Raw genomic sequence first — 15,874 nt, 5'->3', positions numbered from 1 at the left:
GGGTGCCCCGCCGGGGCGCCGGCGGAACGGGAGGTGCGCGATGTCGCTGGGCGACAAGATCGGCAACAAGGCCGAAGAGCTGGGTGGCAAGGCCAAGGAGGCGGCCGGGTCGGCCACCGGCGACGAGCAGCTGCGGGCCGAGGGCCAGGCCGACCAGGCGAAGGCCGGGCTGAAAGGCGCCGTCGAGAACGTGAAGGACGCCGCGAAGGACCTCTTCAAGAAGTGAGCCGGGCGGCCCGGGGACCGAGGGGGTCCCCGGGTCCGGCCGGTCAGTCCAGGCCGAGGTCGTCCTTGCCGAGGACGTAGCGGTACTCCAGGCCTTCCTTCTCGATGGCCTCGCGCGCGCCGGTGTCGCGGTCGACCACCGTCACCACGCCGATCACGTTCGCGCCCGCTTCACGCAGGGCCGCGACCGCTTCGAGCACGCTGCCGCCCGTCGTCGAGGTGTCCTCGACCGCCAGCACGCGCTGCCCCCGGACCTCCATGCCCTCGATGCGCCGCTGCATGCCGTGTTCCTTGACGGACTTCCGGACGACGAACGCGTCGAGCACGACACCGTCGGTCGCCGCGGAGTGCAGCATCGCCAGCGCGACCGGGTCGGCGCCGAGCGTCAGCCCGCCCGCGGCGACGTAGTCCCAGTCCGCGGTGAGCTGGCGCAGCAGCTTGCCGATCAGCGGTGCGGCCGCGTGGTGCAGCGTCGCGCGCCGGAGGTCGATGTAGTAGTCGGCTTCCTTGCCGGACGCCAGGGTCACTTTTCCGTGCACCACGGAAAGATCGGTGACCAGCCTGGCCAGTTCGAGTTTCGCCGCTTGATCCAACCCGGGGTACGCCACGGCCGAGAGTCTTACACACGGCCGTTCTCACTCTCCGATGGATGTGGCGTCGACCGCACGCCCGCGCGTCGCCGCCCAGGCCGGAACGAGGATCGCGACGAGCGAGAGCACCACGGCGATCGCGAGCACCGTCAGGTAGATCGTGATCGGCCCGGACGGCAGCAAAGATCCGCTCACCACCAGGCAGAACGGCACGATCGAGCCCGCCGCGACCAGCGTCCCGAGCAGCACCGCGATGGTCGCGATCAGCCCGCCTTCGACGCCGGCCATCCGCAGCACCTGGCCGCGGGTGAACCCGCTCAGCCGCTGCAGCCCGAACTCGCGGCGCCGCTTGGACGTGGCCATCACCAGCGTGTTGACGACCGAAATCACCGTGTACGCGATGATCATCCCGACGAGCAGGTAGTTGACCCACGCGCCGATCTCGTTGCCCTTCGCGTGCGCCGCGATGAGCGCGTCACGATCTCCGACCTGGACCGGCAACCCGGCTGTCGCCTCGCGAAGCCGCGAAGTCAGCGTCGCCGTGTCGACGCCTTCGGCCGCCCGCACCAGCAGCTGCGGGGCGAGCCCGAGCGTCGTGTGCGGAGCGAGCAGCGACGCGGGCAGCACGAGCCGTTCGAACCCGGGACGCTGGCTCACGACCGCGCTCACCCGCACGTCCACCGGCGTGCCGTCGCCGAGCCGCAGCGACAGCGTGTCGCCGACGTGGCGGCCGAGCTTCTCCGGCACCTCGATCGCGTTCCCGGTCAGCTCGCTGACGCCGAGTGCGGGCCAGCCGTCGTCATCGGAGTTCGAGTCGTACGGCTTGACGACGAACACCGTGCTCGTGACGTACTCCGACGCACCGGCGACCCCCGGCACCGCGGTGACCCGGCCGAGCACCGACGGGTCCAGCCCGCTCGGCCCGGCGACGACGGCGTCCGCCTGCAGGTCCTCGGTGTACGCCTGGTCGGAGACGGCTTCCTGGGTGGTCTGCAGGTAGATGTTGGCGGTCGCGATGCCGACCGCGAGCATGATCGGGGTGACGGCGCCCGCCGTCCGGACCGCGCCGACGCGGGTGTTGAGCAGCGCGACCCGGCCGGTGACGCCGCTGACGGCCTGGACCGGCCAGCGCAGCAGCATCGCCGTCACCTTCGTGACGCCCGGGCTGATCGCCGCGAGCCCGAACGCCCACAGCATCACCGCGGGGCCGGCCGTGCTGGCCGCGACCGGACCGGTCATCACGGCGACCGTGACGATGGCCAGCGCCGTCCCGCCGGCGAAGCACAGGATCGCGGTGATCACCCGGATCGGGGTCAGCCAGCGGCGTTCGACGGCGGCTTCCGCCAGCGCCTCGGTCGGGCGGACCTTCGAGGCCCGCCGTCCGGCGACGAAGGACGCGGCGATGACGGCCAGCAGCGACGCGCCCGCGGCGACCGTCGCCGGGAGCCAGCCCTGCTCGAACTCGAGCACGTCCGGCACGACGTGGTTGGCCGCGAGCTCGCCGAACAGCCAGTTGCCCAGCACCGGGCCGAGCACGACGGCGGCGGCGACCGCGAGCACGCCGACGACCAGCGCCTCGCCGAGGACCATCCGCCGTAGCTGGCGAGGGGTCGTGCCGATCGCACGCAGCAGTGCGAGTTCGCGCTGGCGCTGCTGGGTCGACAGCGTGAGCGTGCCCGCGACGACGAACACCATGACCATCGCCGACAGCCCGCCGGAAACGGCGGCCAGGACAATGAGGTTCTCGCCGCTCTGGCCCACCTCGGGGAACTCGAGGCTGCCACGGTCGGCGCCGGTCGTCACGACCCCGGCGTCCCCGACCACGGCCGACACCGCGGCGGCGTCCCCGCCGAAGACGCCGATCGTGTCGAACTGACCCGGGTGCCCGGAGAGCTTTTCCGCGTCGGCAGTGGAGAAGAACAGTGCGGAATCCCGCATGGCCTGCGGTGCTTCGGCGATGCCGGAGATCCGGTACCCGCCGACGCTGCCGTGCGCGGCGACCGGCACCGTGTCCCCGACGGCGAGCCCGAGGCCGGCGTCGACCACGACTTCGCCCGGCTTCGGCGCTTCGCCCTTCAGCGTGTACGGCGTCAGCGCGGCGGAATCCCAGTCGTGCCCGAGGGCGCTCGCGGCGCCGGCCTGCGCCGGGAAGCTGACCTCGCCGACGACGTTCGTGACGCCGGGGACCGCGCGCAGGCGGTCGACCAGCGAGGCATCGACGCGGACGCGCTCGGGCAGGGTCGCGTTCTTGAACTTGTGCTTGTCGTCGGGGTCGAGGGTCGCCGGGTCGTCTTCGGGCACCGCAAACGTTTGCTGCCCGCCGACGACGATCGGCGCGGCGGCCAGCCGCTGCACCGGCGTCTCGGACCGGATGCCCGTCTCCATCAGGCCACCGCACGCCGAGACGATCAGCGCGCCGAAGAACACGGCGACGAACGTCGCCAGGAAGGCCCCCTTGCGCAGGCGGAGGGTCCGGAGGGCGAGGGAGAACATCAGGCCTGCACCGCCAGCCGGTCCCAGGCACCCAGGTGGGTCATCCGCTCGGCGACGGCGGCCGCGGTCGGCCGGGCGAGGCGGCCGGCGATGCGGCCGTCGGCCAGGAACACGACCTCGTCGGCGTAGGACGCGGCGACCGGGTCGTGCGTCACCATGATCACCGTCTGGCCCGACGCCCGGACGGACTCGCGCAGCAGGCCGAGCACGTCGGCGGCGGTGCGGGTGTCGAGCGCGCCGGTCGGTTCGTCGGCGAAGAGCACGGCGGGGTCGGTGACCAGGGCCCGCGCGATCGCGACGCGCTGCTGCTGCCCGCCGGAGAGCTGGCCGGGCAGGTGCTTGCGGCGCCCGTCGAGCCCGACGTGCGTGAGGATCCGCGCCACCAGCCGCTTGTCCGGGCGCTTGCCGGCCAGCTGCAGCGGCAGCACGACGTTCTGCTCGACCGTCAGCGCCGAGAGCAGGTTGAACGCCTGGAAGACGAAGCCGACGCGGTCGCGGCGCAGCTTCGTCAGGTACGTCTCGCTCTTGCCGTCGAGGTCCTGGCCGTCGAGCACGACGCGGCCCGACGTCGGCCGGTCGAGCCCGGCCGCGCAGTGCAGGAACGTGCTCTTGCCCGACCCGGACGGGCCCATCACCGCCGTGAACCCGCCCCGCGGGAACGAGATCGAGACCCCGTCCAGCGCGACCACGCCTTCGCCGTACTCCTTGCGCACAGCTTCCAGCCGGACCGCGTCCGCTGCCTCGTGCCACCCAGTTGTCATGGGGAAAACGCTAGGGAGGCAGCGCCCGGACCACCCTGGTGCGCACGCGCGTCTTCGGGGTAGGGACAGCCCTACTCCGCACTTTCACGTGAAAGTGCGGAGTCAGGTGCGGCCCTTGCCGCCGAAACCACCGCTGATCCGGCGCAGCACCGCGCGCGGCAGCAGCCCGCCGATCGCGACGACGGCCTTGTACTGCAGGCTCGGCACCGAGATCACCTTGCCGCGGCGCAGGTCCGCGAGCGCCTCGCCGACCACCTGTTCGACACCCAGCCAGGCGATTTTCGGGCCCGGTTTGCCGATGCCGGCCCGCTGGTGGAACTCCGTCGCCGTGAAACCCGGGCAGAGCGCCATCATCCGGACGCCCTTCGGCAGCGACGCGGCGATGCCTTCGGTGAACGACGTGACCCAGTTCTTGCTGGCCGTGTACGTCGAACCGCGGCCGCTGAAGAACCCCGCGACGCTGCTGACCTGGATGATCTCGCCGTGGCCGCGCTCGATCATGCCGGGCAGCACGGCCCGCGTCAGCCGCAGGACGGCGGTGACGTTGACGTCGAGCTGGCGCTGCAGCGCGTCCGGCGGGATCGTCCAGAAGTCGCCGTTCAGCCCGAACCCGGCGTTGTTCACCAGCAGGTCGACCGGGCCGGCGGCGAGCCGCTCCTCGACCGCCGTCCGTCCGTCCACTTCGGACAGGTCGGCGGGGAGCACCTCGACGCCGACGCCGTGCTTTTCCCGCAGCTCGGCGGCGTAGGCCTCCAGCCGCGTGACGTCGCGGGCGACGAGGACCAGGTCGTACTTCTCGGCGGCGAGCGTGCGCGCGAACTGCGCGCCGATGCCCGCGGTGGCTCCGGTGATCACAGCGGTGGTGGTCATGTGGGTGAACGATACCCACAGGTCAGGGCCTCCGGGTGCAGCTGTTTCGCCCTCGGGTTATCGTCCCGATCATGGGTAAGCACAGCAGGCGCAAGAGCGGCTACCTGCCCAAGATCGCCGCCGGCGCGGCGCCCGTGGCCCTCCTGTTCGCGGCCCCCGCGGCGGCGCTCGCGGCCCCGGCCGAACTCACCCTGCCCCTCGACCACCGGCACACCACCACGCTCGACAGCGACGGCGACACGCTCTCCGCGAGCCGCCGCGACGTCGTCGTCAAGCAGCTCGGCGACGCCCGGCTCGCGTCCGACCTCACCGAGGCCGTCGCCACGCGCGGCGACCGCGCGGGTGCCGTCGAACGGTCCCACCAGGGCGTCTGGCTCGCCAAGGGCGTCGACGTCCTGAGCGAAAACGCCGAGCAGCTCGACGCGGGGCTGTTCGCGGGAGACCTCACCGGCGGGGTCGCGGCCCGCCACTCGTCCGGCCAGGCCGTCGACCTCGGACAGCTCGGCGCGGTCGGGACGGCGTCCGAGCTCCACGCGATCGGCAGCCTTTCCGGCCACCTCGACCTGGGGCAGACGCACGAGCTGGGCGGCCAGATCGGACCGGCGTCCGGCCTGGTCAGGACGTCCCTGAGCCCGTCATCGGGCTCGTTCAGCGGCGACCTCGGGGTCGACCACGTCGTCCACGTCCAGGGCGGCACGACGTCGCTGCGCGGCACGCTGGCGGTCAGCGTGCTCGACCAGCCGGTGCTCGGCTTCTAGTCCTGCGCCGGCGGGTCCACGGGCTGGTGCTGGACCGGCGTCCCCGCGGCCGGGGTCGGCGGGGTGCCGCCGACGGACGGGATGGGCGCGCTCGCCTGGTGGCGGCCCGCGTCGTAGTCCTCGTCGAACGGGTCGACGATGTCCGCGATCTCGCCGAGGTCGCGCAGCAGCCGCTCGAGCCGCGACGGACCGGCGGTCGGGACGACGCTGGCGAGCACCCACTCGGCCTCGAGCCAGGCCACGCCGACGTCGCCGCCGAGCTGGTCCGCGGCGTCGACGAGCTCCTGGGTGATCACCGCGCGGGCCCCGTCGGCGTCGTCGGCGAAGGCGTAGCGCGAGCCGATCGGGCCGAGCATCTCGGGCATGTCGGCGCGCTGGAACGGCACGCTGGACAGCCACATCTCGATCGGGATCCGGTGCTTCTTGTTGCAGCGCACGGCGACGACGACCGCCGGGATCTGCCCCTCGGACTCGATGTCGAAGATGAACACGGGACGGCGGCCGTCGGAGGTGAAGGTCGAGCCCGCGACGACGTTCACGGCGGCGTCCGCGCCGAAGTAGCCGATCGCGCCGTTGGACCACTGCTGCGGCAGCCGTTCGTCCTCCTCGACGAACTGCCAGCCGCGCAACTGCGCCCAGCGCATTCGCTCGCGGTTGCGCGAGCCCTCCTTCGCCCGGTCGGCCGCGAGCAGCCCCAGCCCCGCCACCAGCGCGACGGCGGCGATGACGAACCAGATCCACGCCGGAATACCCACGCCGTGCAGGGTATCGCCTGCTACGCCGAAGAGATGATCGCCGGTACCCGTGTCGCCGGGCCCGTTCGGACCAATTCCCTGTCCCCGGGTCGACAAATCGCCACGAGAAGCCACTTTGGACGGCCGCGAAAGCCATGAGGGGCACCCCCATGGACGTGATGTCCATGAAGGTGCCCCTCATGGCACCGCTTGGTGAACTTCAGACGCGGGTGACCGTCAGCGCGTCCCCGGCCTCGATGTCCGGGATGTCCACCCGGACCGTGTCGCCGTCGCGGACTTCACCCGACAGCAGCTCCTTCGCCAGCTTGTCGCCGATCGCCGACTGGACCAGCCGCCGGAGCGGGCGGGCGCCGTAGATCGGGTCGAAGCCGTTGAGCGCGAGCCACTCGCGGGCGCCGTCGGTGACCTCCAGGTTGAGCCGGCGCTGGGCCAGCCGCGACGCCAGCCGCGCCACCTGGATGTCCACAATGGACGTCAGCTGCTCGGTGCCGAGCGAGTGGAACACGACGATGTCGTCGAGCCGGTTGAGGAACTCCGGCTTGAACTGCCGCTGGACCACGTTCAGCACCGCGTCCCGCCGCTGGCGTTCGTCCAGCGAAGGGTCGGCGATGGCCTGCGAACCGAGGTTCGAGGTCAGGATCAGGATGGTGTTCCGGAAGTCGACCGTCCTTCCCTGGCCGTCGGTCAGCCGCCCGTCGTCGAGGACCTGCAGCAGCACGTCGAAGACGTCCGGGTGGGCCTTCTCGACCTCGTCGAGCAGCACCACCGAGTACGGCCGGCGCCGGACGGCCTCGGTCAGCTGCCCGCCCTGGTCGTACCCGACGTAGCCCGGCGGCGCACCGACCAGGCGCGCCACCGAGTGCTTCTCGGCGTACTCGCTCATGTCGATCCGCTGGATCGCGCGCTCGTCGTCGAACAGGAACTCGGCCAGCGCCTTCGCCAGCTCGGTCTTGCCGACGCCGGTCGGGCCGAGGAACAGGAACGAGCCGGTCGGGCGGTCGGGGTCGGCGACGCCGGCCCGGGCACGGCGCACCGCGTCCGAGACGACCTGCACGGCCTCCTGCTGCCCGATGACGCGGCGGCCCAGCTCGTCCTCCATCCGGAGGAGCTTGCCGGTCTCGCCTTCGAGCAGCCGGCCCGCCGGGATGCCGGTCCACGCGGCCACGACGTCGGCGACGTCGTCCGCACCCACCTCTTCCTTGAGCATCACGTTCTGCTGGCTGGCCTCGCTCGCCGCGGTGGCCGCTTCGAACTCCTTCTCCAGCGCCGGGATCCGGCCGTAACGCAGCTCGGCGGCCTTGCCGAGGTCGCCATCGCGCTCGGCACGCTCGGATTCACCGCGCAGCTGCTCCAGCTGCTCCTTGAGCTCGCGGACCTTCTCGATGGAGCCCTTCTCGTTCTGCCAACGCGCGGTCAGCGCGGTCAGCGTCTCGCGCTTCTCGGCCAGCTCGGCGCGCAACGCGCTGAGCCGATCCTTCGAAGCCGCGTCGCTCTCCTTGGCGAGCGCCATCTCTTCGATCTCCAGGCGGCGCACGGCGCGTTCGACCTCGTCGATCTCCACCGGCCGCGAGTCGATCTCCATGCGCAGCTTGGACGCGGCCTCGTCGACCAGGTCGATGGCCTTGTCCGGCAGGAAGCGCGCGGTGATGTAGCGGTCGGACAACGTCGACGCGGCGACCAGCGCGGCGTCCGTGATCCGGACACCGTGGTGCACCTCGTAACGCTCCTTCAGCCCGCGAAGGATCGCGATGGTGTCCTCCGGCGACGGCTCGCCGACCAGCACCTGCTGGAAGCGCCGCTCCAGGGCGGCGTCCTTCTCGATGTGCTGGCGGTACTCGTCGAGGGTGGTCGCGCCGACCATCCGCAGCTCGCCGCGGGCGAGCATCGGCTTGATCATGTTGCCGGCGTCCATCGCGCCTTCGCCGGTCGCGCCGGCGCCGACGATCGTGTGCAGCTCGTCGATGAACGTGACGACCTCGCCCGCGGAGTCGGTGATCTCCTTGAGCACGGCCTTCAGCCGCTCCTCGAACTCGCCGCGGAACTTCGCGCCGGCCACCATCGACCCGAGGTCGAGGGCGACGACGCGCTTGCCGCGCAGCGACTCCGGCACGTCCCCGGCGACGATGCGCTGGGCCAGCCCTTCGACGATGGCCGTCTTGCCGACGCCCGGCTCGCCGATCAGGACCGGGTTGTTCTTGGTGCGCCGCGACAGCACCTGCACGACGCGGCGGATCTCGGTGTCGCGCCCGATGACCGGGTCGAGCTCGCCGGCGCGGGCGCGCGCGGTGAGGTCGACGCCGTACTTCTCGAGCGCCTTGAACGTGCTCTCCGGGTCCTCGCTGGTGATCCGGGCCGAGCCGCGGACCTTGACGAACGCCTCGCGCAGCGCGTCCGGGGTCGCGCCGTGGCGCTTGAGCAGGTCGGCCACCTGGCCGCCTTCGGTGGCGAGCCCGACGAGCAGGTGCTCGGTGGAGACGTACTCGTCGCCCAGCTCGGTGGCGAGCTTCTGCGCGTGGGTGAGCGACTTCACGGCGAAGGTGTCGAACTGCGGGCTCGACACCGTCGCGCCGGTCGCGGACGGCAGCGCCGCGATGAGCGGCTCGAGCTCCTTGTGCACCACCCCCGGGTCGGCCCCGACCGCGGTCAGCAGCGGTGCGGTCAGCCCCTCACCCTGCGCCAGCAGGGCGCCCAGCAGGTGGGCGGCCGACACGTGCGGGTTGCCGGCCATGGTGGCCGCCTGCGCCGCGGACGAGATCGCCTGCTGGGTCTTCGTGGTCGGGTTGAAAGCGTCCATCCCTCACCTCATGCTCGATAACTCGCTGAAACACTCAAAGCGCCTGGTGACAGGCCTGACCGAGACCTGACACTATCCTTAACGCACGAAAACTTGAGTCTGTTCCGCTCAACTCTGACCAGGTGCGACGGCGTCGGCCGGCAACCGCGATCCGAGCATCCCGAGCCCGGCCACGGCGAGGCCCGCGCACGCCCCGACCAGCACCCAGGGTAACCAGTCGGCCACCGAGAACAACGCCACCACGGCGGGCGCGAGGACCTGCGCCACGGTGAACGCGTACTGGTACGCAGCGAGATAACGGCCGCGGGCCATCGGAGGTGCCGCGGCTTCGGCGAGAGCACCCGAACGCGGGCCGAAGACCAGGTCGCCGGCGGCGAAGATCAGCGTCGACGCCAGCAGGTAGGCCACGCGCCAGCCGTCGGGCACGAGCAGCACGCCGAGGCTGACCAGGCACCACGCGGCGAACAGCGCCGAGCCCGCGCGCATCGCCGTGATCCGGCTCAGGTGGGCGGTGAGCCGCAGCGCGAGCGTGCCGCCGACGCTGGTCAGCACGGTCAGCAGGGCCAGGATCGCGCCGGGCAGCCAGGCCGGGCCGTGCATCCGGTCGAGCACGAACACCGGCGTGCCGATCAGGAAGAACTCGAGCGAGAGGCCGAACAGGCCGCTGAAGAGGATCAGGGCGAGGTACGGCCGGTCGCGCAGCACCTTGACCGACCGCTCGCAGTGCCGCCGGTGCGGTCGCGCGAGCCGGACGAACAGGGCGAGGATCGACGCGGCCACGAAGAACGTCGCGACGTCGAGGAGGAGCGCGATCCGGTACCCGCCCGCGCCGAGCAAGGTCAGCAACGCCCCCGCGACGAGGCCGCCGAGGCCGAAGCAGCCGGCCCGCACCATCCCCACCTCGGCGAACGGCCGATCCTTCGGGACGTCGCCCGCGACGTCGGCGATGAGCACGAACAGGGAGCTGTAGAACAGCTGCTGGCCGGCGGAGAGCAGGACCGCGGCGGCCACCACCGGGCCCACGCCGTCGGCGAGCAGGTACGCGCCCGCACCGGCGGCCTGCAGCAGCTGGGCGCCGATGACCACGACCCGCGGCCCGACGCGGTCCACGAGCCGGCCGGCCAGCGGCGGCACGACGAGCCCGCCGACGGTGCCGAGCGTGACGGCCGTCCCGGCCACCGCGAGCGGCACGCCGACCACCTGCGTCACGTAGACCAGTGCCAACGGGAGGAACAGACCCGAGCCGAAGTTGTCGGTCCCCAGCGCGCACAGCAGCGCCACCCGGCTACGCGTCACCCGTCGACGTTAACTCCCTGGCACACCGCCAAGTCAGGACCGAACGGAGACATTCCGGCGGGACCGATGCCACTGGCGGTGTTCTCGCGGCGCCATTACGTCACTTGGTCGTGTCAGCCAAGTAGGCGGCGCTGCCGAGCGCGCGGCGGAGGTCGGCGTTCATCTCGGCGAGCCGGCCGATGAGGTCGGTGACGCGCTCGTCGTCCCAGCCGCCGAGGGCCTTCTCCATGAACTCCAAGTAGTTGGCGCGCCAGCGGCCGAGCTCTTCCCGGCCCTTCTCGGACACGCTCACCAGGGACGCGCGGCCGTCTTCGGGCGCGGGACGGCGGTCGACCAGCCCGGCCGCGGACAGCTGCGTGATCTGCCTGCTGACCACCGAAAGGTCGACGAACCGGCGTTTGGCCAGCTCGGACGGCCTGGCTTCGCCGTTCTTCGCGAGGTCGGACAGCAGCATCGCGGCCGCCGGGTGCAACCCCGGCTGGTCCTGCCAGGCCTGCATGATCCAGGCGTGCTGGAGCTGCGACGCGGTCTTCAGCTCGCGCATGAGCTCGACCCGGACGTCGTCGGTGTCGTCGAAGCCCATCGGACCCTCCTGCCGCAGCTATTACTTGTGCAATACAAGTTTATTGCCGATCGCTTGCGCGGGCAAGGATCAGCCCCGGTGAGGTCGCCCACGCCGTAACCGGGGGCAATACACCCGGTCGGAGCAACAATGCAGGCAAAAGGGCGGTCGACGGCTACCCTGCGGACGGGCCTGCGCGCGGCCCCGAAGAGTGACGAGGTGGACGTGGTGACGAAGGAGCGAGGAGGCGGCTGTGAGCGAAACTGCCGTCACCGCGCCCGGGCCGGCGGTGAATGATCGGGTGCCGTCGTCCTTCCGTCCCCAGCGAGCGAACTCCACTCCATGACAGCCGACTCGGTCAGCCCGCTCCCCAGGTCTTCGTCGCCGCGTGAGGCGCCCGCCGCCGTCGTCGCGATGGTCCAGCTCATCCGCGACAGCTGGGCGAAGTCCGAGCCGTACATCGCGGACATCTCCCAGTTCTTCTACGGGATGCTGTTCACCCTGGCGCCGACCACGCGCGACTTCTTCCCGATCAACATGGAGATCCAGCGCGGCCGGCTGGTGCGCGCGCTGGTGCACATCGTGCAGATGGTGGACCGGCCCGACGACCTCGCGCCGTTCCTGCGCCAATTGGGCCGCGACCACCGCAAGTTCGGCGTGGTGCCCCGGCACTACGAAGCCGTCGGCACCGCGCTGCTGGCGTCGCTCAAGAACCACCTGGGCCGGGAGTGGACACCCGAGGTCGAACGGGCCTGGGCGGAGGCGTTCACCATCGCCGCGCGGGCCATGCAGGACGCCGCCGCGTCCGACACGAACCCGCCGTCGTGGCAGGCCACCGTGGTCGAGCACCGGCGGCTGACCTGGGACCTCGCACTGGTGCGGCTGATGCCCCACCAGCCCGTGCCCTACCACCCCGGCCAGTACGTGAGCGTCGAAGTCCCGCAGCGGCCGCGGCTGTGGCGCTACCTCTCGCCGGCGAACGCGCCACGCGAGGACGGCGGCATCGAGTTCCACGTCCGCGCGATCGACGGCGGCTGGGTGTCCAGGGCGATAGTCAGCCACACCCAGCCCGGCGACGTCTGGCGGCTCGGCCCGCCGCTCGGCAGGCTGGCGGTCGACCGCGAAACGTCGCGGGGCGTGCTGATGATCGCGGGCGGGACGGGCATCGCGCCGCTGCGGTCGATCCTCGACCACCTCGCGCTGTGGGGCGACAACCCGAAGACGTGGCTGTTCTACGGCGGGCCGGCCCGGGAAGACCTCTACGACCTCGAGGAACTGCGCGCGCTCGCGTCGACCAACCCCTGGCTGAACGTGACGCCGGTGGTGGAGCGCGGCGGCGACGTCCCGGGGTTCGAGCAGGGGACGCTGGCCGAGGCGATCACGCGGTACGGCGCCTGGCCGGACCACGACGTCCTCGTGTCCGGCTCGCCGGCGATGATCCGCGCGACGGTGTCGCGCATGCTGGTCGCGGGCAGCGCACTGGACCAGATCCAGTACGACCCGTTCACGATCGACTAGCACCCCGTCAATTGCGGGCCCACCGGTCCGATGCACAAATCGAACGAACGACGGGAATTGTTACGCGACTCGCGTAAACCATCCGGGTGATCGTTTTTACCCTGCGCCAGATGGGGTTTACCCGGTGTGGCGAAATTGGTCCGTTCGAGCGGACCGCGCGGAATCACGCGCATCTGCACGGGAATTCGCCTACAGTCGGAAACCCTCGGGGGCGGCACCGCACGGCGACGCCGCATGCACGGCGCGAAAAATGCCTTTGCAGGACTGGAGATTACCGTTCCCGATGACTGCTGAATCCCTGAAGATCTCCGCACCGCCCAAGACCGTTCCCGTTTCGGCCGTGGAAGGTCGCGAACTCGCCCGGTTGATTCGTGAAAGTTTTGCGGAGATCGAACCGAAAGCCGACGAGGTCGCCCAGTACTTCTACGGCGCGTTGTTCGTGGTCGCCCCGGATTGCCGCGACCTGTTCCCGGTCACCATGGCGAGCCAGCGCAGCCGGCTGCTGCGCGCGCTCGTGTACGTGGTGCAGATGGTCGACCGGCCCGACGAGCTGACCACCTTCCTCGGGCAACTGGGCCGCGACCACCGCAAGTTCGCCGTCGTCGCCCGCCACTACGACGCCGTCGGCGTCGCGCTGCTGGCCGCGCTGAAACGGTTCCTCAAGCAGAAGTGGACGCACGAGGTCGAGTCCGCGTGGACGACGGCGTACGGGCTCATCGCCAAGACCATGCGCGAGGCCGCGCAGGCCGAGACCGGGCCGGCGTCGTGGACGGCGCGGGTGCTCGACCACCGCAAGCTGTCCCGCGACGTCGCGATGGTGCGGGTGCAGACCGAGGGGCTGCTGCCGTTCCGGGCCGGCAGCTACGTCAGCGTGGAGGTGCCGCAGCGGCCGCGGATGTGGCGCTACCTCTCCCCGGCGACCGCGCCGCGCGGCGACGGCCAGATGACGTTCCACGTGCGCGCGGTGCCCGGCGGCTGGGTGAGCGGCGCGATCGTCAACCACACCAAGCAGGGGGACACCTGGCGGCTCGGGCCGGCGATGGGCACGCTCAACGTGCGCCCGACCGCCACCAGAAAACGGCTGCTGATGATCGCCGGCGGCACCGGGGTCACCCCGTTCGTCTCGATCCTCGACGATCTCGCGCACTGGAAGCGCAACCCGCCGGTGCACCTGTTCTTCGGCGGCAAAAGACCCGAGGACCTGTACGCACTGGACGACCTCAGGCGGCTCACCGCGGTGTCGAAGTGGCTGACGGTGACCCCGGTGACCGAAGAGGGCGCGATCCCGGGCGGCGACCGCGGCACGCTGGCCCACGCGGTGAGCCAGCGTGGCACCTGGAAGGACCACGACATCCTCGTCTCCGGCTCGCCCCCGATGATCCGGGCGACGATCGCGAAGCTGCTGACCATCGGCATCGAGCTCGAACGCATCCGCTTCGACCCGTTCACCCTGGACTGAGGAACTCTCAGCAGACCGCGCGTGCGGGATGGATTCTCGCTATGTTGCCGATATGGAGATGACCATTCCGGTTCCGGACGGGACCATCGGCGGTTACCTGGCGGAGCCCGCGGGCGAGGGTCCGCACCCGGGCGTGGTGCTCATCCACGACGCGTTCGGGCTGAGCCAGGACACGAAGAACATCACCGACCGCTTCGCCGCCGAGGGCTATCTCGCCCTCAGCCCCGACCTGTACGCGCGCGGCGGCTTTCGCCGGTGCGTGCGCCGCGTGTTCTCGGACATGTTCGCCAACCAGGGCCGGACGTTCGACGACATCGAGGCGTCACGTTCGCTGCTGGCGGCACGGGAGGACTGCTCGGGCCGCATCGGCATCGCCGGGTTCTGCATGGGCGGCGGCTTCGCGCTCGTCGCGGTGTCACGCGGCTTCGAGGCTTCAGCGCCCTACTACGGGCAGCTGCCGAAGAACCTGTCCGTGCTCGACGACGCGTGCCCGATCGTCGCGAGCTTCGGCAAGAAGGACTTCTCGCTGCGCGGCGCGGCCGCGAAGCTCGAGACGGCGCTCACCGAGCGTGAGATCCCGCACGACGTCAAGGAGTACGCCGGCGCGAGCCACGGGTTCGCGAACAAGATCGAGGTCGCGGCGCCGTTGAACCTGCTGCTCAAGGTCATCGGGTTCACCTACCACCACGAGGCGTCGGAAGACGCGTGGCGCCGGGTGACGTCGTTCTTCGGCGAACACCTGCAGCAACCGGCCCGACCTTCGCACTGAGCCGAGCGGGCTAGCGAAGTCTCCGAACGGCTGTTGTTTGTTGACCGTTGTGCCCGAATCGCCTTATGGTCTAGACCACATCTTCCCCGGATGTGCTCGTTCGTCCTCCCTCCGGAACAACGCTGTTCCCCCTCGAGGAGCCGAAATGACCTGGAAACGCAAGCTCTTCGCGGCCGCTGCCGGTGTTCTCCTCGCCCCGGTGCTGGTCGTCGTCCTCCCCGCCACCACCGCGAGCGCCCACGGTTACATCTCGGACCCACCCAGCCGGCAGGCCAACTGCGCGGCGGGGAAGGTCCCGGACTGCGGCGCCATCGTCTACGAACCCCAGAGCGTCGAAGGGCCCAAGGGCCTGCGCAGCTGCGACGGCGGCAACTCCCGCTTCTCGCAGCTCTCCGACGATTCGAAGCCGTGGCCGGCCAAGTCGGTCGGCACGATGGTGACGTTCAACTGGGTGTTCACCGCCCGGCACGCCACCTCGAACTACGAGTACTACATCGGCAACACGCGCGTCGCGAACATCGCCGGCAACAACCAGCAGCCCCCGGCGACGGTGCAGCACACGGTGAACCTGGCCGGCTATTCGGGCCGGGTGAAGGTGCTGGCGATCTGGAACATCTCCGACACGACCAACGCGTTCTACAGCTGCGTCGACCTCCAGATCGGCGGCGGCGGAACCACCCCGCCGCCGACCACGACGACCCCGCCCCCGACGACGACCCGCCCGCCGACCACAACGCCGACCACGCCGCCGTCGAGTGGCACGTGGGCGGCCGGAACGGCGTACAAGGCCGGCGATGTGGTGACGTACAACGGCGTGAGCTACCGCTGCCTGCAGCCGCACACGGCGATCGCGGGCTGGGAGCCGCCGAACACCCCGGCGCTGTGGCAGCGCCAGTGAGAGTGTGGTTGGCCGTCGTCGCGCGGCGGGGGGCCGGCGGGAGCGGCGCGGGCGCGCCCCCCGCCCTAAAACCCGCCCCCCGGCTGTTGCATGAGATGGTGGTAACCCCCCACACACACCGCCCCC

At 71.0% G+C, this 15,874-nt stretch carries 14 protein-coding genes; 6 read left to right on the top strand and 8 right to left on the bottom strand.

Annotation, left to right across the window (positions count from 1 at the left end):
- The first annotated feature begins 40 nt into the window (after positions 1 to 40).
- Positions 41 to 226: a CsbD family protein gene (locus tag QQ657_RS51740; RefSeq protein WP_284749844.1), complete on the top strand. Its 186-nt coding sequence runs from the start codon at positions 41 to 43 to the stop codon at positions 224 to 226.
- A gap of 43 nt (positions 227 to 269) precedes the next feature.
- On the opposite strand, the gene pyrE is transcribed toward QQ657_RS51740, so the two are convergent.
- The 4 genes from pyrE to QQ657_RS51720 all read right to left on the bottom strand — a co-directional run bounded on the left by pyrE (position 270) and on the right by QQ657_RS51720 (position 4,939).
- Positions 270 to 833, bottom strand: a complete 564-nt coding sequence (gene pyrE / locus QQ657_RS51735) for an orotate phosphoribosyltransferase (protein WP_284749843.1) — start codon at positions 831 to 833, stop codon at positions 270 to 272.
- Positions 834 to 860: 27 nt separating this feature from the next.
- Positions 861 to 3,308, bottom strand: coding sequence for an ABC transporter permease (locus QQ657_RS51730; protein WP_284749842.1), 2,448 nt, complete (start codon positions 3,306 to 3,308; stop codon positions 861 to 863).
- On the bottom strand, positions 3,308 to 4,069 hold the full coding sequence (locus tag QQ657_RS51725) for an ABC transporter ATP-binding protein (RefSeq protein ID WP_284749841.1): 762 nt from the start codon (positions 4,067 to 4,069) through the stop codon (positions 3,308 to 3,310). The genes QQ657_RS51730 and QQ657_RS51725 overlap by 1 nt, the downstream gene beginning before the upstream one ends.
- A gap of 102 nt (positions 4,070 to 4,171) precedes the next feature.
- On the bottom strand, positions 4,172 to 4,939 hold the full coding sequence (locus QQ657_RS51720) for an SDR family NAD(P)-dependent oxidoreductase (protein WP_284749840.1): 768 nt from the start codon (positions 4,937 to 4,939) through the stop codon (positions 4,172 to 4,174).
- Between the two features lie 71 nt (positions 4,940 to 5,010).
- Between QQ657_RS51720 and QQ657_RS51715 the strand changes: the two genes are divergently transcribed.
- A complete protein-coding gene (locus tag QQ657_RS51715) occupies positions 5,011 to 5,697 on the top strand; it encodes a hypothetical protein (protein ID WP_284749839.1) in 687 nt (228 codons plus the stop codon).
- Here the strand turns inward: QQ657_RS51715 and QQ657_RS51710 are convergent.
- From QQ657_RS51710 to QQ657_RS51695, 4 genes are all read right to left on the bottom strand, one after another.
- The gene (locus QQ657_RS51710) at positions 5,694 to 6,452 is read right to left on the bottom strand and encodes a type III secretion system chaperone family protein (protein WP_284749838.1); all 759 of its coding nucleotides are present in this window, start codon (positions 6,450 to 6,452) and stop codon (positions 5,694 to 5,696) included. The genes QQ657_RS51715 and QQ657_RS51710 overlap by 4 nt on opposite strands.
- Before the next feature lie 199 nt (positions 6,453 to 6,651).
- Positions 6,652 to 9,246, bottom strand: a complete 2,595-nt coding sequence (gene clpB / locus QQ657_RS51705) for an ATP-dependent chaperone ClpB (RefSeq protein ID WP_284749837.1) — start codon at positions 9,244 to 9,246, stop codon at positions 6,652 to 6,654.
- Positions 9,247 to 9,354: 108 nt separating this feature from the next.
- Positions 9,355 to 10,542: an MFS transporter gene (locus QQ657_RS51700; RefSeq protein WP_284749836.1), complete on the bottom strand. Its 1,188-nt coding sequence runs from the start codon at positions 10,540 to 10,542 to the stop codon at positions 9,355 to 9,357.
- A 100-nt stretch (positions 10,543 to 10,642) separates the two neighbouring features.
- Complete coding sequence (locus QQ657_RS51695) at positions 10,643 to 11,125, bottom strand: MarR family winged helix-turn-helix transcriptional regulator (protein ID WP_284749835.1); 483 nt, start codon at positions 11,123 to 11,125, stop codon at positions 10,643 to 10,645.
- A 321-nt stretch (positions 11,126 to 11,446) separates the two neighbouring features.
- Here QQ657_RS51695 and QQ657_RS51690 point away from each other — a divergent pair, with 321 nt between their 5' ends.
- From QQ657_RS51690 to QQ657_RS51675, 4 genes are all read left to right on the top strand, one after another.
- Positions 11,447 to 12,622: a globin domain-containing protein gene (locus QQ657_RS51690; RefSeq protein ID WP_284749834.1), complete on the top strand. Its 1,176-nt coding sequence runs from the start codon at positions 11,447 to 11,449 to the stop codon at positions 12,620 to 12,622.
- 283 nt (positions 12,623 to 12,905) lie between these two features.
- Positions 12,906 to 14,081 (top strand): globin domain-containing protein, encoded by a 1,176-nt coding sequence (locus QQ657_RS51685; protein ID WP_284749833.1) that lies wholly within the window; start codon positions 12,906 to 12,908, stop codon positions 14,079 to 14,081.
- A 52-nt stretch (positions 14,082 to 14,133) separates the two neighbouring features.
- Entirely contained in the window at positions 14,134 to 14,850 is a 717-nt protein-coding gene (locus tag QQ657_RS51680) for a dienelactone hydrolase family protein (RefSeq protein WP_284749832.1), read from the top strand.
- Positions 14,851 to 14,995: 145 nt separating this feature from the next.
- Entirely contained in the window at positions 14,996 to 15,748 is a 753-nt protein-coding gene (locus tag QQ657_RS51675) for a lytic polysaccharide monooxygenase (RefSeq protein WP_284749831.1), read from the top strand.
- The last annotated feature ends 126 nt before the right edge of the window (positions 15,749 to 15,874 follow it).

This window comes from Amycolatopsis ponsaeliensis, from assembly GCF_030182635.1.
Classification (GTDB): Bacteria; Actinomycetota; Actinomycetes; order Mycobacteriales; family Pseudonocardiaceae; genus Amycolatopsis; species Amycolatopsis ponsaeliensis.
This window is presented reverse-complemented; position numbering and strand designations above follow the sequence as displayed.